Annotated in this window: 16 protein-coding genes and 2 pseudogenes; 14 read left to right on the top strand and 4 right to left on the bottom strand. The window is 63.8% G+C overall.

What is annotated here, in order from left to right; all coding sequences use genetic code 11:
• Positions 1–4: 4 nt before the first annotated feature.
• Positions 5–1,450 (top strand): annotated as a pseudogene (locus NG698_RS20180) (DUF5129 domain-containing protein).
• 370 nt (positions 1,451–1,820) lie between these two features.
• Positions 1,821–2,333 (top strand): universal stress protein, encoded by a 513-nt coding sequence (locus tag NG698_RS20175; protein ID WP_252598699.1) that lies wholly within the window; start codon positions 1,821–1,823, stop codon positions 2,331–2,333.
• Between the two features lie 31 nt (positions 2,334–2,364).
• On the opposite strand, the gene NG698_RS20170 is transcribed toward NG698_RS20175, so the two are convergent.
• Positions 2,365–2,745: a DUF485 domain-containing protein gene (locus NG698_RS20170; RefSeq protein WP_252598698.1), complete on the bottom strand. Its 381-nt coding sequence runs from the start codon at positions 2,743–2,745 to the stop codon at positions 2,365–2,367.
• Positions 2,746–3,023: 278 nt separating this feature from the next.
• Between NG698_RS20170 and NG698_RS20165 the strand changes: the two genes are divergently transcribed.
• The 8 genes and pseudogenes from NG698_RS20165 to NG698_RS20130 form a co-directional block, all read left to right on the top strand.
• Positions 3,024–4,292: a 3-hydroxyacyl-CoA dehydrogenase family protein gene (locus NG698_RS20165; RefSeq protein ID WP_252611981.1), complete on the top strand. Its 1,269-nt coding sequence runs from the start codon at positions 3,024–3,026 to the stop codon at positions 4,290–4,292.
• Between the two features lie 86 nt (positions 4,293–4,378).
• A complete protein-coding gene (locus tag NG698_RS20160; protein ID WP_252598696.1) occupies positions 4,379–5,560 on the top strand; it encodes an acyl-CoA dehydrogenase family protein in 1,182 nt (393 codons plus the stop codon).
• Between the two features lie 9 nt (positions 5,561–5,569).
• Positions 5,570–7,204: an AMP-binding protein gene (locus NG698_RS20155; protein WP_252598695.1), complete on the top strand. Its 1,635-nt coding sequence runs from the start codon at positions 5,570–5,572 to the stop codon at positions 7,202–7,204.
• Positions 7,201–8,400, top strand: a complete 1,200-nt coding sequence (locus NG698_RS20150; RefSeq protein WP_252611979.1) for an acetyl-CoA C-acyltransferase — start codon at positions 7,201–7,203, stop codon at positions 8,398–8,400. The genes NG698_RS20155 and NG698_RS20150 overlap by 4 nt, the downstream gene beginning before the upstream one ends.
• A complete protein-coding gene (locus NG698_RS20145) occupies positions 8,384–9,067 on the top strand; it encodes a TetR/AcrR family transcriptional regulator (protein WP_252611977.1) in 684 nt (227 codons plus the stop codon). Before NG698_RS20150 ends, NG698_RS20145 begins: the two co-directional genes overlap by 17 nt.
• 55 nt (positions 9,068–9,122) lie before the next feature.
• Positions 9,123–9,980: a LuxR C-terminal-related transcriptional regulator gene (locus NG698_RS20140; protein ID WP_252611975.1), complete on the top strand. Its 858-nt coding sequence runs from the start codon at positions 9,123–9,125 to the stop codon at positions 9,978–9,980.
• Between the two features lie 118 nt (positions 9,981–10,098).
• On the top strand, positions 10,099–11,454 hold the full coding sequence (locus NG698_RS20135; RefSeq protein WP_252611973.1) for an MFS transporter: 1,356 nt from the start codon (positions 10,099–10,101) through the stop codon (positions 11,452–11,454).
• A 375-nt stretch (positions 11,455–11,829) separates the two neighbouring features.
• Positions 11,830–12,324, top strand: a pseudogene (locus NG698_RS20130) (IS110 family transposase); the annotation flags it as partial.
• A gap of 136 nt (positions 12,325–12,460) precedes the next feature.
• Here NG698_RS20130 and NG698_RS20125 read toward each other — a convergent pair.
• Positions 12,461–12,913: a DoxX family protein gene (locus NG698_RS20125; RefSeq protein ID WP_058929034.1), complete on the bottom strand. Its 453-nt coding sequence runs from the start codon at positions 12,911–12,913 to the stop codon at positions 12,461–12,463.
• 162 nt (positions 12,914–13,075) lie between these two features.
• Entirely contained in the window at positions 13,076–13,573 is a 498-nt protein-coding gene (locus tag NG698_RS20120) for a MarR family winged helix-turn-helix transcriptional regulator (RefSeq protein WP_252611971.1), read from the bottom strand.
• Between the two features lie 102 nt (positions 13,574–13,675).
• On the opposite strand from NG698_RS20120, the gene NG698_RS20115 reads away from it, so the two are divergent.
• The 3 genes from NG698_RS20115 (at position 13,676) to NG698_RS20105 (ending at position 16,055) form a co-directional block, all read left to right on the top strand.
• On the top strand, positions 13,676–14,251 hold the full coding sequence (locus NG698_RS20115) for an NADPH-dependent F420 reductase (protein WP_058929036.1): 576 nt from the start codon (positions 13,676–13,678) through the stop codon (positions 14,249–14,251).
• A 113-nt stretch (positions 14,252–14,364) separates the two neighbouring features.
• Positions 14,365–14,889, top strand: a complete 525-nt coding sequence (locus NG698_RS20110; protein WP_252611970.1) for a VOC family protein — start codon at positions 14,365–14,367, stop codon at positions 14,887–14,889.
• Positions 14,886–16,055, top strand: a complete 1,170-nt coding sequence (locus NG698_RS20105; protein ID WP_252611968.1) for a luciferase domain-containing protein — start codon at positions 14,886–14,888, stop codon at positions 16,053–16,055. The genes NG698_RS20110 and NG698_RS20105 overlap by 4 nt, the downstream gene beginning before the upstream one ends.
• A gap of 1,037 nt (positions 16,056–17,092) precedes the next feature.
• Here the strand turns inward: NG698_RS20105 and NG698_RS20100 are convergent.
• Entirely contained in the window at positions 17,093–17,791 is a 699-nt protein-coding gene (locus NG698_RS20100; protein WP_252598687.1) for a maleylpyruvate isomerase family mycothiol-dependent enzyme, read from the bottom strand.
• 283 nt (positions 17,792–18,074) lie between these two features.
• Here NG698_RS20100 and NG698_RS20095 point away from each other — a divergent pair, with 283 nt between their 5' ends.
• Complete coding sequence (locus NG698_RS20095; RefSeq protein ID WP_252611966.1) at positions 18,075–19,460, top strand: MFS transporter; 1,386 nt, start codon at positions 18,075–18,077, stop codon at positions 19,458–19,460.
• Positions 19,461–19,499: the final 39 nt, after the last annotated feature.

Here is a 19,499-nt window from a genome sequence, read left to right as displayed (position 1 = left end):
TTGCATGATGCTCAAGACGTTCAGGCTGCTCTTAGTGTTTGCGCTACTGCTTGTCGGCTGCGCTGCAGCCCTCGGGCTCCCGCCGACCAACGTCGTTGTTGAGGACCGGGCAGGAGTTCTTGACCGCAACACCCTCGTCCCGGCCATCACTGCGATCGAGTTCCATGAGCCCACCAAGGTGGCTGTGTATACCTACAACGGGAGCGCCGCGGACAACCTGAACGAGGAGGTTCTCAGGTTCGCCTGCGCGGAACACCCGGACTGGATCAGTCCCGACGGGCAGAAGTGGGCCAACGGGCTCTTCATCTTTGCGCTCGATCCTGTCGGCCGGCATGTGAGCACCTATATGGGCGAGGACCGCAAGGTCTCGCTGGAATAAAGGGATGACATCCAAAATGCCGCAAAGGACCTCCTGCGGGACGCCCAATGGACGGACGGAACCATCGCCGGAGTCCGGCGCGGTGCCGAACTGATCAACCAGCCCTGGTACCGGTCCACGGCATTCCAGGTCGCTGCGTGGGTGACCGGCGCCTTGGCCGCCCTGGGCATTGCGGCATGGCTAACGGTGGGTGCGGTGACAAGGGCGGGCAGCCGGAAGGACTTGGCGCGCGGAGACCGGAGCTATGCCAGTGTGAGCACGGACCTGGATGTCACGGAACTGAATGCCCGCACCATCCCCCAGTCCTCTTCCTATGGCAGCAGTGTTGTGGAAAAGCACCGCAATTTCCTCAACCGGTACAACGCCACCACCGGGCTCTCGAACCGGGTCCATGCCCTGACACCGAAGGCGTTGGGCCGCCGGTCGAACCTCAAGCTGGTGCGGGAGTACGCAGATGCGGCGGCGGAACTGGACGCCCTGGACGACGTCATTGCCGACAGCAACGCGTTGCTCAACAAGCTCACTGCCTGGCCCACAGCTTGGGACCGGCAGCTGGCGCCCTTCCGCAGCGATCTGGCGGGCGTGGAGCAACTGCTCAGCAAACGTCACGGGCAACGTGACTCCGCCACCGCCGCGGCCCTCAGGTCCTTCCGTGACGCGAGCCTGCCCGAGATCGAGCGCTGGACCGCAGAACTCGCGGACGGCACGATCACACCGGAAACTGCCTTGGACGGGTTGCGCGACGCCAGGAGCCATCTTTCAGTTCTCCTGAAGAACCACGCAGAAACCGTGATCGAGGGTCTTACCAAGACCGACCGCGAAGCAAAGCTCATGCGCACGGAGATGGAGAACGCGCAGGAAGGCACGGACCGCCACCGTAAGCAGACTTACGAACCCAGCATCCTCGGCCCCGTCTACCCGTCCTACTATTTCTTCTCTGTTCCTGCCTCCAACTCCGGCCTGAACACCGGCGTGGGCAGCGTCAGCTCTGCCAGGGGCGCCGGCGGAACCACGGGCTATGGCAGCAGCGGCGGAAGCTTCTCCGGTTCAGGCAGTTCCTCAAGTTTGTAGCTCCAGTCGTGGCCCACTATGAATGACTACGAAAACGAAATCAGCCCACAGCGGTAGAAGGAGGAGCCCAGGGTGATGTCATGCCCGACTCATCCGGTCTCTGGATAGCAGCTCAAGGCTCTTGCTCCCGCGAATTTGTCGATAAGGCGAGTGGTTACACGGTTTGGACGGACCCGTGGACACTGCTTTAGCCCATGCGGCTACTTCGGTGATTGGACCTAAATAGCATCGGATTCCCGGACAGACCCGAGAAACATCCGTAGGCAGTTCCGTTCGCCTGCGGGTGCGCATATGCTCGGCACACAGCTACCGCTAATGGGAGCTGCAGACTAGGAACAACCAGGGGATTCACCTTCGAAGGAGAATGATCATGGATGCGGAAGCCAAGGTTCTTGTCGGTGTGGACGGTTCGGAATCGTCCATCCAGGCCCTCCGTCTGGGGGCACAGCTGGCTCCGGCCCTGAACGCCACCATTGTCGCTATTGCCTGTTGGGATTTTCCGGAGATTTACGCCGGATATGTTCCACCCGATTTCGCCCGGTTTGAAGCGGCTGCGGCGAAGACTCTTGCGGACGCCTTGGAAAAGGCGTTCGGTGAGGAGACTCCGGAAAGACTGACCTCGCAACTGGTCCGCGGACCGGCTGCGGCGAAGCTCGTGGAAGTGGCGGCCGGCGCTTCATTGCTGGTGGTTGGACGCCGGGGCCATGGGGGCTTCCTTGGCATGCACCTCGGCTCCGTGAGCACTGCGTGTGTTGCCCACGCGGACTGCCCCGTCTTGGTGCTGCATACCGAAAGCAGCCACCGCTCCCATCATCTATGGAAGGGCTCCAAGGCGAAAGGGCAGACCCCTGGAAAAGCCGGGATTCCGCCTCTCAAGCCGTAAGACACGGCTTCTCACAGGAACCGGGTCCCTCTCATTTCGCCGCTCCGTCCACTCGGTTGCCGGATTGGTCGAACTCGTGGCCTTCGATTTCGTGGCGGATTTCGGCGGCGATGGGGTCCAGTTTCCGGTTGGAGTAGCTCACATACCAACCGGTAATGGCGAACGTGGAGACGAACTGCAGCAGGCCCAGGATCAGGCCGATGTTGATGTTTCCCCACACTTTGGTGGACATAAACTCGACGGCGTAGTCAGCCAGCAGGACGTATGCGAAATACCAGAGCAGGAATGCAATGGCCATGGGAAAGACAAAGCTACGGTGACGTTTGCGCAGTTCCTGGAACCGCTCTGTCGACTGGACCTGTTCGAAGTCCACGGACGCCGCTGCGTCCGGAGTTTCGGCTTCGTTACCCATCGTTCCTCCTCATTGAGACTTACAGTCCACACCGGCTGAACAGACGTCCGGCCAATGTGACTGCTCTCACTGTTGCGCGTGGCGGCCGCCGTTCCCATTGTCTCGCATAGCCCCGATTTAGTCTCGCCCTACTGCGACATCAGCCGAATTGAGGCGCACAGAAAAGGGAACTATCTCGGAGATCATCGCGCCAACCCAGCCGTTCCAAAGCCACAATCACCTTCTTTGAAACTGAGTATCAGTTGACTTGACACTCAGTTTCACTGTAGAACGGTGACATGGTTCCTGACAATGTCGTAGAAACTGCCTCACTCACGGGCGCTGCCGTCGACGCCGGCAAGTCGCCCGGAAAATCGGCGCAGGCGTATGCCGCGGCCCTACTGGACACTCAACGGCAGCGGCCGGCGGGCGCACCCAGCGCCGATCCGCGCCCCGTCCGAAGCGTTGGCGTAATCGGGGCCGGGCTCATGGCGAGCCAGCTTGCCCTTGTTTTTGCCAAACAGCTCGGCGTTCCGGTCCTGATCACGGATCTTTCCCAGGCAAAGGTGGATGGCGCGCTTGGCTGGATCGCCGGGCACTTGGAGAAGCTGGTGAGCCGGGGGCAACTCAGCGAAACGGCGGCCCGCGACTTGGGAAGTCTTGTCCGCGGCACCGTGGATAAGCGCGAGTACCGGGACTGCGATGTGGTCATCGAGGCGGTGTTCGAGGAGTTGGCCGTCAAACGCGCCGTCTTCGCGGAGATCGAGCCCCTGCTGCGCACTGATGCGCTGCTCCTGACGAATACGTCGTCCCTTTCCGTGACGGCGATGGGTCACGGCCTGGCCCATCCGGAACGCCTGGTGGGACTGCATTTCTTCAATCCGGTGGCTGTGCTGCCGCTCGTGGAAATCATCAGCACTGAAAGCAACGACGACGTCAGCGTCGCCACCGCTTGTTCGCTTGCCCGGCTTCTGGGCAAGACTGCGGTCCTGGTAACGGACACGCCGGGCTTTGTCGTGAACCGGATCCTGACCCGGCTGTTCTGCGAACTGCTGCAGGTCATTGATGACGGGACGGATATCGAGCTGGCGGACCATGCCCTGGACCCGCACGGGCTACCCATGACCCCGCTGACGCTGCTGGGTTTCATCGGACCCGCGGTCCAGTTGCACATCTGCGAGACCATGCACGCCGCCTACCCTGACCGGTTTTATGTCAGTACCAGCCTGGCAGCCATTGCGGATGCCCGGCTGCGCGGCTACCTCGCTAAGTCCGGCACGGTGCTTCCCGAGGCGGCCGCCTTGCTGCCGTCTGCCGATGCCGGAGATTCGGTGCCGGCACCTGACGCGGAGGCCATCAGGGCAGGGATACTTGACGCCCTGGCCGAGGAGGTGGGCCTGATGCTCGCCGAAAAGGTGGTGGCCGGTCCGGCGGAAGTGGATTTGTGCATGCTGCTGGGCGCCAACTTCCCCCAGCGTCTGGGGGGCCTCACCCCGCTGCTAGACCAAAGCGGCGCCTCCCGGCGTGTGTGGGGTAAAGATTTCCACCCCGGGTCCGGCTTCGCCTGATAGCCAGGGCCGCGCGGCCCGCCTCAAACAAGCGCCGCCACCTCCGCGCCATTTCTCAATTCCTCCCCAAAAAAGGATGTAAGCCCATGCCCGACTATGACGTCGCTGAACCGCTGGACACGGACTACTACTCCGTCTTCGCCAACATTTCCGCACCCGACCGCGAAGCGTGGAGGCGTGCCCGGGATTTCACCGCGGAGGCCATACCGCAGATGAACGACTACTGGGAACGGGCCGAGTTCCCCGCCCATCTGGCCAAGCGGATGGGCACCATGAACCTCCTGGCCGATGGCATTGACGTACAGGGCCTGGAGCCCATGTCCGCGCTGGCCGCCGGCCTGGTCAACATGGAGGTCTCCCGCGGGGACGGTTCCCTGGGCACTGTCATCGCAGTCCAGGGCGGCCTGGTACTGCGGACGATTGCCCTTTTTGGCTCCGACACCCAGCGCCGGACCTGGCTCGGTCCGCTGGCCCGCGGCGAAAAGCTCGGCGCCTTCGCCCTGACGGAACCGGACCACGGCTCCGATTCCGTGGCACTGGAAACCACCGCCTCGCTCGACGCGGAGGACTACGTCCTCAATGGCGAGAAGAAGTGGATCGGCAACGGCTCCGTAGGCGATGTCACGGTGGTATGGGCACGCGATGACGACGGCGATGTCCGTGGTTTCCTGGTGGAACAGGACCGGGAGGGTTACGAGGCCGAAACCATCACCGGAAAGGCCTCGCTGCGCGCAATCCACCAGGCCCGGATCAAGCTGAACAACGTCCGCATTCCAAAGGCCAATCTTCTCCCCGGCGCCCGCACTTTCAAGGACACGTCCGAAATCCTTGTTGCCACGCGTTTGGGGGTCGCCTGGTCCGCTCTCGGCCACGCCACCGCCGTCTACGAAGCCGCGTTGAACTATGCCACGCAGCGGACACAGTTCGGCAAGCCGCTGGCAAAGTTCCAACTTGTCCAGGAGCGACTGGCGTACATGCTCTCGGAGCTGACCAGCATGCAGCTGCACTGTTTCCACCTCGCGGGACTTGATGCGGCCGGCGAGATGCGCCCCACCCAGGCCTCGATGGCGAAGTACCACAACACCCGCAAGGCCCGCGAGCTGGCGTCCATTGCCCGCGACATGTTGGGCGGCAACGGCATCCTGCTGGAAAACCACGTGATCCGGCACCTTCTCGACATCGAATCCATACATACGTACGAAGGAACGCAAAGCATTCAGACCCTATTGATCGGCCGCGATGTCACCGGACAAAGCGCCTTCGCCTAAGGATTCGCCATGACCACAGTTGAACTTCCCAATGAAACCCCGCTGAGCCCCCTGCGGTTCCTGCAGCGCTCCGCCGAGGTGTTCGGACAGAAGACGGCGATCATCCACGGTGACCGCTCCTATACGTACCGGGACTTCGCCGCCGAAGCCCAGGGGCTGGCCAAAGCGATCAAGAGCAGGATCCAGCCCGGAGACCGGGTGGCCTTCCTGTGTCCTAATGTGCCGGAACTGCTGATTGCCCATTACGCCGTCCCCCTGGCTGGCGGCGTCCTGGTGGCCCTGAACTCGCGGATGTCCGCCAGGGAACTCCAATACATCCTGGAGCATTCCGAAGCCAGGCTGCTGTTTGCCGATTCGGAACTGCTGGCCACCGTGGCGGGAATGGACCTGGGCCTGACACAGCTGGCTGAGGTGATCGAAGTGCCTGACAGCACCATCCCGTATCCGGACGTCCCGGCAGGCATCGGCACGACGCAGTACGCAGACTTCCTCGCCGCGTCCGGACACCAGGACGCAGATCTTCCGTGGAGCGTAGAGGACGAACGCGCCCCGATCACGCTCAACTACACCTCCGGCACCACGGGCAAGCCCAAGGGAGTGCTGTATTCGCATCGCGGTGCCTACCTGAACTCGCTCGGGGAAACCTTCCACAATCACTTCACCGGCGACACGCGCTACCTCTGGACCCTTCCGATGTTCCACTGCAACGGTTGGTGCACCACTTGGGCCGTGACGGCGGCCGCAGGCGTCCACATCTGCCTGCGGGCAGTGCGCGCCGACGCCGTCTGGGACGCCATCGACACTCTCGGAGTCACCAACCTCTGTGGCGCCCCCACGGTGTGCAGCATTATTGCCGGCGCACCCCAGGCCCACGAGCTCAAGGTGCCGCTGCGGATCACGACGGCGGGGGCGCCGCCGTCGCCCGCGATCATCGCGTCACTGGAGTCAATCGGGATCAGCGTGGTCCACGTTTACGGGTTGACCGAGGTGTACGGCCCGTACACGATCTGTGAGCATCAAACCGAGTGGGATGATCTTTCCGCCCAGGACAGGGCCGTCAAGATCTCCCGCCAGGGGGTGGGGATGCTGCAGGCCGAGACGGCGCGCATCGTGGATCTGGACATGCTCGATGTCCCGGCCGACGGCGCAACGCTGGGCGAAATCGTGCTGCGGGGTAACAACGTGATGCTCGGTTACTTCAAGGATCCCGAGGCCACGGCCGACGCCTTCCGCGGCGGCTGGTTCCATACCGGCGACCTCGGCGTGATGCATCCCGACGGCTACATCCAGCTCAAGGACCGGGCCAAGGACATCATCATCTCCGGCGGAGAAAACATCTCCACAATTGAGGTGGAGCAAGCCATTATGAGCCACCCGGCGGTGCTGAACGTGGCCGTGATCGGCGTCGCGCACGAGAAATGGGGCGAACGCCCGGTGGCCTTTGTCATCCGCAGCAGCTCCAGCTCGGTCACGGCCGAGGAGATCCGCTCGCACGTCAAGGGCCTGCTCTCAGGATTCAAGGTTCCGGACAGGATCCTTTTCCCCGAAGAGCTCCCTCACAACTCCACCGGCAAAGTCCTGAAGTCGCGGCTACGTGCCCTGGACCTCAGCGCCCCCGCCCCCAGCAAGGAACCCACTAAATGAGTAGCCAGGACATAGTTGTTGTGGGCGCGGCCCGCACCCCTCAAGGAAAGCTGATGGGCCAGCTGGCTTCACAAAGCGCTGTGCAGCTGGGCGCCGCGGCCATCGCCGCGGCCCTGGAGCGCTCCGGGATCGGACCGGCGTCCGTCGACGCGGTCATCGTGGGCCAGGTCCTGACGGCCGGCGCGGGCCAGAACCCCGCGCGGCAAAGCGCCGTCGCGGCAGGAATACCGCTCAGTGCCCCCGCCGTCACGGTGAACAAGGTCTGCCTCTCCGGGCTGAGTGCCATCATCGAGGGCGTCCGGTTGCTCAAACTGGGCGAGGCGAATGTGGTGGTCGCCGGCGGCCAGGAATCCATGAGTCAGGCGCCGCACCTGCTCACCGGCTCGCGCGCCGGTTACCTCTACGGCGGCATCACGGCCGTGGACTCGGCCAGCCATGATGGGCTCACGGATGCCTTTGACCAGGAGCTCATGGGCATTGCCACGGACCGCGCCAACGCGGACCTTCAGCTCTCCCGCGAGGTGCAGGACACTATCGCGGCGCTGTCCCACCAGCGGGCAGCCGCGGCCCGGGCCGAGGGAAGATTCAGCGCCGAAATCGTCCCTGTTTCGGTGCCGCAGAAGCGCGGCGCGCCCGTACTGGTAGGCGATGACGAGGGCGTCCGCCCGCAATCCACGCAGGAGGTGCTGGCCGGGCTAAAGCCGGCCTTCACCGCGGAGGGAACAGTCACCGCCGGAAATGCTTCACCGCTGAGCGACGGCGCCGCCGCCGTCGTGCTGGTGACCCGCGAGTACGCCGATGCCCACGGGCTCGAGGTGCTGGCCGTCGTCGGGCCCGCCGGGCAGATCGCCGGGCCCGACACAACACTGCCGGACAAGCCGGCACAGGCAATCACCGCGGCCCTCGCGCGCGCCGGCTGGACGGCCGGGGATCTTGACTTTGTGGAGATCAACGAGGCCTTCGCCTCGGTGGTGGCCCACTCCGCAGCAGCCCTGGGCGTCGGTTTGGACAAGGTGAACATCAACGGCGGAGCCATCGCCATCGGACATCCGATCGGCGCCTCCGGAGCGCGGCTGGTGGTCTCGGCCGTCCATGAACTAATGCGGCGCGGGAGCGGCAAATCCGCCGTCGCGCTTTGTGGCGGCGGCGGACAGGGTGACGCGCTGCTACTGTACCGGGATGGCATCAGTGGCTAATTTCCGTTCCGGCGTGGCCGAGGCCGCGCTGGATCTGTTCACCGACAATGGCTACGACCCGACCAGCGTGGACGATATTGCCCTCGCTGCCGGAATCTCCCGCAGCACCTTCTTCCGTCAGTTCCGCGCTAAGGAAGACGTGATCTTTGCGGACCACGAAGCCCTGCTCACCGAGCTGACGGTTTACCTGGCAGCCAGCCATCCCGATCCGTGGGAGGCTGTGTGCCAGGCCGCAGAGCTGGTCTTCGTGAAATTTTCCGAACGCCGAAAGCTGTCCCAAAAGCGCTACCACGTGGTGCAGGCGGTGCCCGCGCTGCGGGACCGGGAAACGATCATGGTCTCCCGCTATGAACGTCTTTTCTCGGACTACCTTCGCCAGGCACTGCCGGGCATATCAACGCTTGATGCAATCCGGTTCGCCGCTGCTGTCACCTCAACCCATAACTATGTGCTGCGCGAAATGATGCTGGACTCCTCCCGCGGTTCCCTCCAGAACCTGGAACACGAGCTGTTGGCGGTGCGCCGTATTTTCGGGGTACTGCCGCAGGGCGGCCCCGCATCCGTCCCGGCCGGGGACGACCTGGTTGTGGCTGTTTTTCCCCGCTCGACACCCACTGCTGAGCTGGCGCGGCGCATCCAGGACAAGATCGACGGCCGCTCCGTCTAGCCTGCTCCATCCGGCTGCTCAGTCCACCTGCTCCATCTAACCGGGGAAGGGCCCTATGACAGGGAGTGACAACGACGTCTACCGTCCGAGCGACCGCGACCTGCTGAAGCGGGCGATCCGGGAAACCGCAGCCCGGACAGGCTCAGCGGTGTTCTTCGCAGGCCTCGTCAACCGCACCGAGCTCACCATCACCGAGTTCTTCGGCACCACGACGCACGGTCTGAAGAACCTCAGCGTGCAGCCCGGGGAGGGGGTGGGCGGGCGGGCCCTCTCCCAGGCGCGCACGGTCGGGGTGGCCGATTACTTTGACTCGGACAGCATCACCCATCATCATGACGCCGCCGTACGCATCGAGGGGCTGCGGACTATGGTGGCGCTCCCCATCCTCGTAGACGGCCGTGCCCGGTGTGTCCTCTACGCGGCAACGCGGGAGCGGACATCGATCGGCGAGTCCGTGGTGACCGAACTCAGCACCGGCGCCTCGAGGATCTCGCGGGAACTGGCCATTCGGGACGAGGTGGACCACCGAGTCTCGATTCTCCGGGTCGTCCAAAGCCTGGCCGCGGAGCCACCGGACCGGAACCTCATCGAGACCGTCCGGCTCGCGCATGCCGAGCTCCTCTCGGTGGCCAGCACCACGACTGATCCCGAACTCGCCCAGCGCATCATCGCCGTGACCGCACGGCTCGAGGGCTCCGACGCGGCGCCGGCCGGCGTCCCGCACCTCACCCGGCGGGAGACGGATGTGCTCGCCCAAGTGGCGCTCGGCTGTTCCTATGCCGAAACCGGCAAACGGCTCTCACTCAAGGCAGTGACCGTGAAGAGCTACATGCAGACGATCATGGCGAAACTGGACGCGCACAGCCGTGCGGAGGCCGTAGTGGCCGCACGCCGGCTCCGCCTTTTGCCCTGACCGGTGGCGCGAAAACACCTCCATCGGGAGGTGGTGGCGAACGCACGGCGCTGGCACGATGACATCTTCGCGTCGAAACAAACCTCGTTTCGACGACCGATGTCAAAGGAGATATCGCATGCTCGAAAGCCTCGCACCGGTTGCGAACCGGTCCGGTCCGCGCCGCACCTCGATGGCCAGGGTCGCCGTCGCCAGCTCGATGGGCAGCATCATCGAGTTCTACGACTTCCTCATCTACGGTACGGCTGCGGCCCTCGTCTTCCCCCAGGTCTTCTTCCCGGCGCTCGGCCCGGCCGCCGGCACTCTCGCCTCATTCGGAACCTTTGCCGTGGCCTTCGTCTCGCGCCCCCTTGGTGCCGTCCTGTTCGGCCACTTCGGTGACAGGCTGGGGCGCAAGAAAACGCTCGTCAGCACACTGCTCATCATGGGCATCGCGACCGTCACCATCGGGCTGCTGCCCGACGCCAGCGTAATCGGGATCGCCGCGCCGATCATCCTCGTTGTTCTCCGCTTTCTTCAGGGATTCGCTGTCGGCGGCGAATGGGCCGGCGCGGCACTGATGGCCGCCGAGTACGCCCCGCCCAAACACCGGGGCCTCTTCGCAGCCTTCCCCCAGCTGGGCCCGTCGATTGGCTTCGCCCTCGCGAGTGCAACCTTCCTCATCATCAATCTGTCACTCGGCGACAAGTCGGAGGCATTCCTCACGTACGGCTGGCGCATTCCTTTCATCGGAAGTGCAGTGCTCGTTATGATCGGTCTCTACATCCGCCTCAAGATCGAAGAGACTCCGGTCTTCAAGGAGGCCAGCAACTCGAGCGCCGTCCCGGCCGGGCCCCGCAAGCTACCCGTGTGGGAGTCGGTGCGAAACCAGCCACGCCAGATCCTCCTGGGCGGCGCCTCCACCATGATGCTCTTCGCTTTCTTCTACATCGGCACAGCCTTTCTCAGCAGCTATGGCACAAGTGCCGAGGGCCTTGGCCACAGCCGACCCACCATCCTCTCGCTGGGAATCGTCGGCGCGATGTTCTTCGCAGCAGGAACTATTGGCAGCGCAGTGCTCTCCGACCGGATCGGCCGCCGAGCCGTGATCGTTGGCTCGTGCGTCGTGGCGATCCCCTGGTCGCTCCTGCTTTTCCCGATTCTCGACATCGGCACCACCTGGTCGTTTGCAGTCGGGCTGTCCGGCACGCTGCTGATCGTCGCCGGAATCTACGGTCCGGTGGGCGCCTTCCTGCCGGAGCTCTTCGCCACCCGTTACCGCTACACAGGTGCCGGAATGGCCTACAACCTCGGAGCGCTCGTCGGCGGCGGCATCACGCCGCTGGTGGCCGCATCGCTCGGCGCCAGCCTGGGGAGTCCCGCCATCGGGCTGCTTCTGGCCGGCGTGAGCCTGGTGAGCCTCTTCGCCACTTTCGGCCTCCCGGAAACCCGTGGCATCGACCTCGCAACCTCCGGAACCACCGCCGCAAAGTGACCGTAGCGGGCGCCCTTTTCACCAGATTTGTCGGCATGGACGAGCTCGATTTCCTGCTCCCGGGCCTAGTTCCTGAGGTGCTTCGCTCCGCCGTGGGGATGGAAAATTTGGCCGGGTCACCTCTGATCCGGTGGATCTCTGGTGCTTGCAGAGGCTGTGGGGACACACTTGATGTGTGTGTTTCGGTGGACCCCGATTCCCCTATGGTGCCGGTGAGCCTGTGGACTAGTTTGGTGGTGGAGGGCACAGTTTTGTTGTCCGCGGGACCGTGGATTGTTGCCTTTGAGCACGAATGTCAGATTTGTCGTTTATCTGCCCTCCCCGGAACGCATGCATCTTGATTCCTGCCGGAACGACTGGGAAGGGTGATCCGCCATGGAAGTGATCCACCCGCGGTGCGCGGGCATTGATATTTCGAAGAAGGACGCGAAGGTCTGCGTCCGTGTCCAGGGCCGCGGAGCGAAGGCAACTGCCTCTACGGTCACCACTCGGGGTGCGATGACCGGTCAGATCCTGGACCTGAAGGAGCACCTGCTCAAGGAGCGGGTGAGCCTGGTGATGATGGAAGCGACCGGTGATTACTGGCGTCCCTTCTATTACCTGCTTGAAGACGAAGACCTGAACGTGGTCCTGGTCAACGCCCGTGACGCCAGGAACGTCCCGGGACGCAAAACCGATGTCTCCGACGCTGCCTGGCTCGCGGATCTGGGAGCCCACGGGCTGGTCCGTGCTTCGTTCGTGCCACCGCCGCCGATCCGTGAACTGCGGGACCTGACCCGGGCCAGGACCATCATCACCCGGGAGCGGACCCGGGAGATCCAGCGGCTGGAGAAGCTCCTCGAGGACGCCTGCATCAAGCATCCCTCCATGCCTCATTTCACGGCTCCACATGGTGCAAGGAGGATACGCTCAGAATCATCCGATCGAGTCGGTAACCAAGAACGGCGCCCGGCACCCGTTTGTGCGGGTTCCGGGCGCCGTGCTTTGTCTTGAGGCTGCCTGCTGCTTAGGCCAGGGCTGCGATAGTGCGGTTCTGGCTGCGGCCGAAGACCAGGGCGTCGATGGAGAACCGGCCTGCCCCGACGATGGCGAGGGCTGCCGCGCCGGCCGCGAGGACGAGCACGAGTTCGTATCCGCCTTTGTCAGCGAAGATGCCGGCGGGGGCGTGGACCAGGAACAGGGCGCCTAGCATGTCCAGTGCCAGGAGGGCGGCCACTGGGCGGACCAGTACGCCAAGAATGATGGCGGCGCCCCCAAGGAGTTCCAGAAAGCCGATGGCGGGAGCAACCAGCTGAGCAGCCGGTACCCCCATCTGAACGAAAGCGGCCTGCGTGCCCGGGATGGTGTATTCAAAGATCTTCTGCCAGCCGTGGGCAAAGAAGACAACGCCCACGGCCAGGCGCAGGACTGTACGGGCGAGATTGGACTGCGTGGCAGCGGGATAGACCGGAGAAGTCATGGGATCGTTCCTTTTGTCTTGGCTTCCTGAAGGGGGCGGTTCAAGCCCGGCCTTCGGAAGTTTAGTTGATGTTTCAAGTACCACTCTAAGGGTCAATGGTTGTTGCGTCAACTAATTTGTCGACTGTGCGCAGTATTTTCTGAGCGGGACTGGCGAGGGGGCTCATGCAGTCACGTCATGACGGCGATAGAGGGGCGCCATAGCCGCATCAGGATCCAGCTTCCCCAGGAGGGCATCGGCGATCCCCCGGAGCTGGCCGAGCTGTTCGGGAGTGAGGGCGTCAATGACGTGACTGCGGACGTTTGCCACATGGCCCGGCGCGGCTTCCAGGATTTTGCGCCATCCATCATCGGTGATGCGGGCGTTGGTTGCACGCCGGTCCTCGGGGCAGGGAAAGCGCTCCATTAGACCGCGCGCCTCGAGCCGCTTGACGACGTGGGACAGGCGGGGCAGCGTGGCGCTGGTCCGGGCCGCCAGGGCGGTCATTCGCAGGGTCCGGTCAGGGGCTTCGGAGAGCATCGCGAGCACGTAGTACTCAAAACTGGTCAGGTCCGCGTCACGGCGCAGCTGGGAGTCCAACACATTGGGCAGCAGCTCGACCACCGTATACAGCCGCACCCAGGCAGCCAATTCGTCTTTTGTAAGCCAGTTCGTTTCCATGGCTCCATTCTCTCCGAAGTTTGTTGTTGCGACAACTAACCTTAGCCGCTACTATTTAGTTGAAGCCTCAATCAACTGGGGTTCGAAACGAAGGAGACCGTTATGACCACTGTAAGCATCCTCGGAACGGGCAACATGGGCACGGCCATCGCCGGCATCGTTGAAAAAGGCGGCAACACCGTCCAGGTCCTCGGCAGCGAGGACACTGCCCAGGCGGTCACCGGTGAGATTGTCGTCCTGGCCGTTCCCTACCCCGCCGTGCAGGAGATCCTGGCCCAACGTGCTGGCCAGCTCGCCGGCAAGATCATCGTGGACATCACCAACCCGTTGAACTTTGAAACCTTCGACTCCCTGACCGTGCCGGCTGATTCCTCGGCCGCTGCCGAAATCCAGGCCGCGCTACCGAACTCCCACGTGGTGAAGGCCTTCAACACCACCTTCGCGGCCACCCTGGCCGCGGGCGAGATCGCCGGGCAACCCACCACTGTGCTGATCGCCGGGGACGACGCCGACGCGAAATCCCGGCTCGCGGAGGTCATCACTGCCGGCGGCCTGCGCGCCATTGATGCCGGCTCACTGCGACGGGCACGTGAGCTGGAGGCAAAGGGCTTCCTTCAGATCGCCCTCGCGGCCGGCGAGAAGATCTCTTGGACTGGAGGATTCGCCGTCCAGGCCTGACCCGACGGTCAGCCCAACCCCGCAGCATCGCATCACCGGGAGCCGCCCCGCCTTCATTCTGGCCGGCTCCCGAGGCACGCTCATGGCCCCAAACAGAGAAAGAATTACCTCCGATGCCAGTCTCCCCCGTCCGGCTGAACCACGCCGTACTATTCGTCACCGACCTTGACCGGGCCGAGCGCTTCTACACCCACGTCTTCAGCATGGAAGTGGTCGCCCGCGAACCGGCTGCGAACGCTGCATTCCTGCGGCTGCCCCGCTCCGGCAACCACCACGACCTCGGCCTCTTCGGCGTAGGCGCCGCCGCGGCGGCTAAGGTGCGTGGCGGCGTCGGGCTCTACCACCTCGCGTGGCAGCTGGACACCATCGATGAGCTCGCCGAGGCCCGCCGGACCTTGACGGACGCTGGCGCATACACCGGTCAGTCCAGCCATGGCGCCACCAAGAGCATCTACGGCGCAGATCCGGACGGCAACGAGTTCGAACTTATGTGGATGCTTCCCCGGCAGCATTGGGGCGAGTACGAGAACACCGCCCCCGTCGAGCCGCTGGAGCTCGACGCCGAACTGGCCCGATGGTCCGGCGTGCCCACCGCCGGCCGCATCGCCACAGCCAGCACTGAGGAGGACAACTCATGAATGACGATTTCGGCAAACCTACCGCCATCTGGCACAGCCCTGACGCCCCCGACCGTCCCCTTGTGGTCCTATTGCACGGACGCGGCGCCGACGAGACCGGCATCATTGGCCTAGCCGGACACCTGCCACCCGGACCATCGTACGCAGCCGTCCGCGCACCGATCCCCGCCGGAGGCGGATACGCCTGGTTCGCCAACCGCGGAATCGGCCGTCCGGTCGCGGAGTCCCTCACTCAGACCATGGCCTGGTTCCGGGAGTGGCTCGACGACGTGGCGCCCGCGGGCCGCCAGGTCATACTCGTTGGCTTCAGCGGCGGCGCCGCGTTCGCCGGTGGTCTGCTTCTGGCCGATCCGCAGCGCTTCGCCGGCGCTGCAATCCTGTACGGAACGTTACCGTTCGACGCCGGCGTCCCAACCTCACCTGCGCGCCTGGCCGGAGTGCCGGTCTTTATAGCCCAAGGCGACACGGACACAGTCATCCCCCGCGAACTGCTGGACCGCACGTGGACCTACCTGCTCGGCGATTCCGGCGCACCCGCCTACGCACGCCGCGACCCCGGCGGCCACGGGCTCACCAACACCACCATTGCCGAGCTTGGCGGCTGGATCGCAGAACGTCTGAATTTCCTTGCCACCCGCAGCATTCTGCCCTCCGGGCCCGGCAGGTGGGATACCCTTCCAGACGGCAAACTTCCGGCCCGCCAAGGTACCCGGCCCGAAGTTTCCTGGTCGATTCCCCAGCAGCAACGCTCCGACAACAGCCCCCTCCATATCCGAGAGCAACTTCTCAGCAGCATCACGGCCTTGCCAGGGGTAACCGCCCGTCAGTCAGCCATCTCCGTACCCGGCGCATCTGGCTTCATGGTCGAACAGGGCCCGGGGGCCCCGCTTGATGCGTTCCTCGTGCCACAAATTGGCGAGTTCGCACACCTCCACCCCGACTACGACGGTTCTCTGCATCTGGCACTGCCGCTGGCGCTGAGCCGCGACGCAATCGCCAAGGGATGGGCCGTCGCCCACCCCCTCGCGGGCATCCGCCTCGCCCACGGAATGGTCATGATCTACGGGCCACGGAATGCGACCGAACTCGACACCGTCACCGGCATCGTCCAGACCAGCCACGCCTACGCCACGCCAGTGCTCCCCGCAAGCGACGGGAGTGCCTGACATGCCGCGGAGCCAAGTCCGCAGGCCGCCATGGCTCCCGTGCCATTAGCTTTAGCGTATGGCAGTTCGCACGGTCTGCGAAAGATGCAGCGCCCTCGTATCCGCCCCGCCAGGAAGTTGCATTTGAAGCGGGATGTACCCAAAGCTCAGATCGTAAAGCGGGTCAGCGTAAACGAGGGCTCCGCCTGCCCACGTCGGAAACGACGCCCAGAAAATGGAACACGTCGTTGAAGCAAGAGAAAGAACGGGAGGACTCACGTGATGGCCAACTGGGCGGCCAGCAATCCTAACAACGCGACAGACACCGATTTTCCCTCAGGACATGTCACCCAGAACGCCAGGACGCATGAACTGATACCAGCCGAAAAGTTGCAGGAAAGGACCGCAATGCACGCCGAACGGATGCCCGTCCAGGGGCGTGTGCACAATCTACACACCCCCTTTGGCCGGACAAACCCGCGATGCGCGCGCTCTGCTTGGCCCACAGGAAGCAGCTATTGGAGGAAAAGCTAGAAGGAAATTTCCCTAGGTCATGTCGTCAACACAACCCGTAGCCATGAATGAGTGATGGCCAACAAGGGCCATCAGAACAAGCCACAAAGAGGACCGACAACCCAGGACGCCAGCAGGCGGAGGGCCCACCAGCCAGGACCCTAGCCCGCCACCCACACAACCGCGAGGCCACTAGGACCAGCCACAGACCGCGGCCACAATCAGAGGGACCCGCGGAGGGTTAATGTACACACATTAAAAGCAAAACCCCCTCTGACGAGGGGGGAATACGTGCCCAAGGTGGGACTCGAACCGGAATCCAGCCCCCGAAACCACTGGACTCCCCCGCAAACATCCCGAATCCGGCCCAGTCCGGCACCAGTACGACCCGATCCGAAGCCCAGGGTGTGCACAATGTGCACACCCCTTTCAGCCTGCCGCAGGCAACGTTGAATCGGGCAAGGACACCCGGGCCGTCGCCCGACTTCCTTCCGCATCCATGTCCTGGACCGCTGCAGTCATGCCTTGTGCCACCGCACGTCCGCTCACCAGGATGGCAGCACCGGCACCGGGCCGTCCACGTCAATATGTTCGGCGTCCCCGCGGGCCAGCCACTGGAGCAGGCCTTCGCGGTCGGACACAACCCGCAGACCGCCGTCGCCGATCACCCACTCGTCACGTTCCTCGGTCACCAACGTCATTCCCGGCGACCCCTTGGCCCGGAGTGAACGCACCACGGCTTCGAGGGCGTTCAGCAGCGAATCCGGATCGGCCTCCTCGATGGTCCAGGCAGTGTCGAGGTCATGGTGATGCACCACCACCTCGGCAATCCGGAGCGCAACGATGGAGGTGGCAGGGAGCGCACCGCCGTTAAGCTGCACCTCAGGGGCCGCAAGCCCCCCGCCCAGCCGCTGTGCCTGCTCGGCGAAGTTCCGGGCCGACTCCCGCAATTCCCCGACGAGCTCTTCCCTCGGGAGAGCGGCCAAGGCGGCGATCTCCTGGGAGCGGGCGTCCCGTGAGGCATACAAGGGACGCTCCTCACCTGACGTGGCCCAGTCGATGAGCTTCACCAAAGCGCGGCCGCTGGAGGCGACGTGGGCGATGACATCGGCTCGCGTCCACCCTTCACACAGCGAGGGAGCGGTCATCTCGTCGTCGACAAGGGACTCAACGGTGGCCAGGAACATGTCCGACTCCCGGCCGAGGCGGGACAGGTCTGAGTGAAGGCGTGCGGGCTTGATCATTTTGCCAGCCTATCCACGCGTCAGTATTCCGACCAGCGTTCCTGCCCTGCTGTTCCATATCCAGATCGTATGGATTGAGACGGGCGGGACTGCCCCGGGTCTTGCTCCCAAAACACCCATTTGATATGTGCAGCATATAAATATCCCCCGGGCGAAAAGCCGGGTATTTCCCTCATATGACTTGCATCACAGCTCTGTCAGGCTGAAAGCAATCGGAAGACGGCCCCGAAGATCCTTCGCTGCGCTGCTCCGCCTTCACTTCCCCCAGAGAGGACCTGGCATCATGACACAACCGCATGCCGTTATAGCCGAAAATCCAAAAAAGGAGGCGCGCACCGCCAATTGGGTGGCCTTCATCATCTGCACAGCCCTCGTGTTTGACGGATACGACCTCGTTATTTACGGCACTGTCCTTCCGGGGCTGCTTGCGGACCCTAGCCAGATCGGCGCTTTTGATACAGTCGCCGCCGGCCTCCTGGGATCCTGGGCACTCATCGGAGTCCTCGTGGGCTCCCTGATCTGCGGCGCAGTCGGCGACTTCTTCGGCCGGCGCCGGCTGATGCTCCTGGGCATCGCCTGGTTCTCGGTGGGCATGTTCGTCACGGCCTTTGCCACCAGCGTCACTGCTTTTGGAGCCTTGCGGTTTGTTACCGGGCTTGGCCTGGGAGTGGTTATCGCTACTGCCGGCGCCACCATGGCTGAATTCGCACCCGCCGGAAGGCGTCAGTTCTACAACGCAATTGTGTATTCCGGAGTCCCTGCAGGCGGCGTCCTGGCATCAATCCTGGGCATCCTGCTGCTCAATGACATCGGCTGGCGCGGGCTGTTCATGATCGGCGCCCTACCCCTCGTCCTCCTCGTGCCCATCGCCTGGTTCAAGCTCCCTGAGTCTCCGCGCTGGCTGCTGGCCCGCGGCCGTGAGCAGGAAGCCCAGGCCGCTTCGCATCGCACCGGCGTTCCGCTTATCGAGGAACGGGTCATTCAACAGGTGGGCGCCGCACCGCAAAAAACAGGTTTCGCCGCAGTGTTCTCCCGGCAGTTCGCTGTGCCATCCATTTTGCTTGGCCTGATGTCGTTCTGTGGCCTGCTCCTGACTTACGGCCTGAACACATGGTTGCCGAAAATCATGGAAGGCTACGGCTACGGGCGCACATACTCCCTGTTCTTCCCCCTGGCGCTGAACCTGGGTGCCGTCGCGGGCGGTCTGCTGCTTTCGCGCCTCGCTGACAAGGGCGGCCCCCAGCGGGTCATCGCCTCCACCTTTGTTCTGGCGACCATCAGCCTGGTGCTGATGACCTTCAGCTTCCCGCTGCCATTGCTGTTCACCTTCATCGCCTTCGCCGGGGTAGGCACACTGGGCACCCAGGTCCTGATTTATGGGTTCCAGTCGAATTACTACACCACCAATGCCCGGGCCGCTGGCGTGGCATGGTGCGCAAGTGTGGGACGCTTCGGCGGGATACTGGGACCCATCATCGGTGGCTGGCTGGCTGCCGCAGGCATTGGCGGGGCCACTGCATTTTATATCTATGGGGCCGTAGCCCTCGTCGGCGCAGTCGTGACCGTTTTGGTCCCCCGCCAGCGAAAGCTGGAGGAAGCCGAGCACAAAGTGGAGGAGATCGTCGAAGGGCGGACAAGGGACAGTATCCCTTCGGAGCAACTCAGGTAGCCCGCGTGATGCTGCCCTGACAGTATTACGCGTGCCAGA

It is taken from the genome of Pseudarthrobacter raffinosi (assembly GCF_023913735.1).
In the GTDB taxonomy this organism is placed as follows: domain Bacteria; phylum Actinomycetota; class Actinomycetes; order Actinomycetales; family Micrococcaceae; genus Arthrobacter; species Arthrobacter raffinosi.
Note: the sequence above shows the minus strand (reverse complement) of the source record. Positions and strands in the feature narration are given on the sequence as shown.

Coding starts and splice junctions, on each gene's coding strand:
- NG698_RS20165 (WP_252611981.1), top strand. CDS start 3,024: ATGGTTCCTGACAATGTCGTAGAAACTGCCTCACTCACGGGCGCTGCC.
- NG698_RS20095 (WP_252611966.1), top strand. CDS start 18,075: ATGACACAACCGCATGCCGTTATAGCCGAAAATCCAAAAAAGGAGGCG.
- NG698_RS20125 (WP_058929034.1), bottom strand. CDS start 12,913: ATGACTTCTCCGGTCTATCCCGCTGCCACGCAGTCCAATCTCGCCCGT.
- NG698_RS20160 (WP_252598696.1), top strand. CDS start 4,379: ATGCCCGACTATGACGTCGCTGAACCGCTGGACACGGACTACTACTCC.
- NG698_RS20100 (WP_252598687.1), bottom strand. CDS start 17,791: ATGATCAAGCCCGCACGCCTTCACTCAGACCTGTCCCGCCTCGGCCGG.
- NG698_RS20135 (WP_252611973.1), top strand. CDS start 10,099: ATGCTCGAAAGCCTCGCACCGGTTGCGAACCGGTCCGGTCCGCGCCGC.
- NG698_RS20170 (WP_252598698.1), bottom strand. CDS start 2,745: ATGGGTAACGAAGCCGAAACTCCGGACGCAGCGGCGTCCGTGGACTTC.
- NG698_RS20175 (WP_252598699.1), top strand. CDS start 1,821: ATGGATGCGGAAGCCAAGGTTCTTGTCGGTGTGGACGGTTCGGAATCG.
- NG698_RS20115 (WP_058929036.1), top strand. CDS start 13,676: ATGACCACTGTAAGCATCCTCGGAACGGGCAACATGGGCACGGCCATC.
- NG698_RS20120 (WP_252611971.1), bottom strand. CDS start 13,573: ATGGAAACGAACTGGCTTACAAAAGACGAATTGGCTGCCTGGGTGCGG.
- NG698_RS20140 (WP_252611975.1), top strand. CDS start 9,123: ATGACAGGGAGTGACAACGACGTCTACCGTCCGAGCGACCGCGACCTG.
- NG698_RS20150 (WP_252611979.1), top strand. CDS start 7,201: ATGAGTAGCCAGGACATAGTTGTTGTGGGCGCGGCCCGCACCCCTCAA.
- NG698_RS20105 (WP_252611968.1), top strand. CDS start 14,886: ATGAATGACGATTTCGGCAAACCTACCGCCATCTGGCACAGCCCTGAC.
- NG698_RS20110 (WP_252611970.1), top strand. CDS start 14,365: ATGCCAGTCTCCCCCGTCCGGCTGAACCACGCCGTACTATTCGTCACC.
- NG698_RS20145 (WP_252611977.1), top strand. CDS start 8,384: ATGGCATCAGTGGCTAATTTCCGTTCCGGCGTGGCCGAGGCCGCGCTG.
- NG698_RS20155 (WP_252598695.1), top strand. CDS start 5,570: ATGACCACAGTTGAACTTCCCAATGAAACCCCGCTGAGCCCCCTGCGG.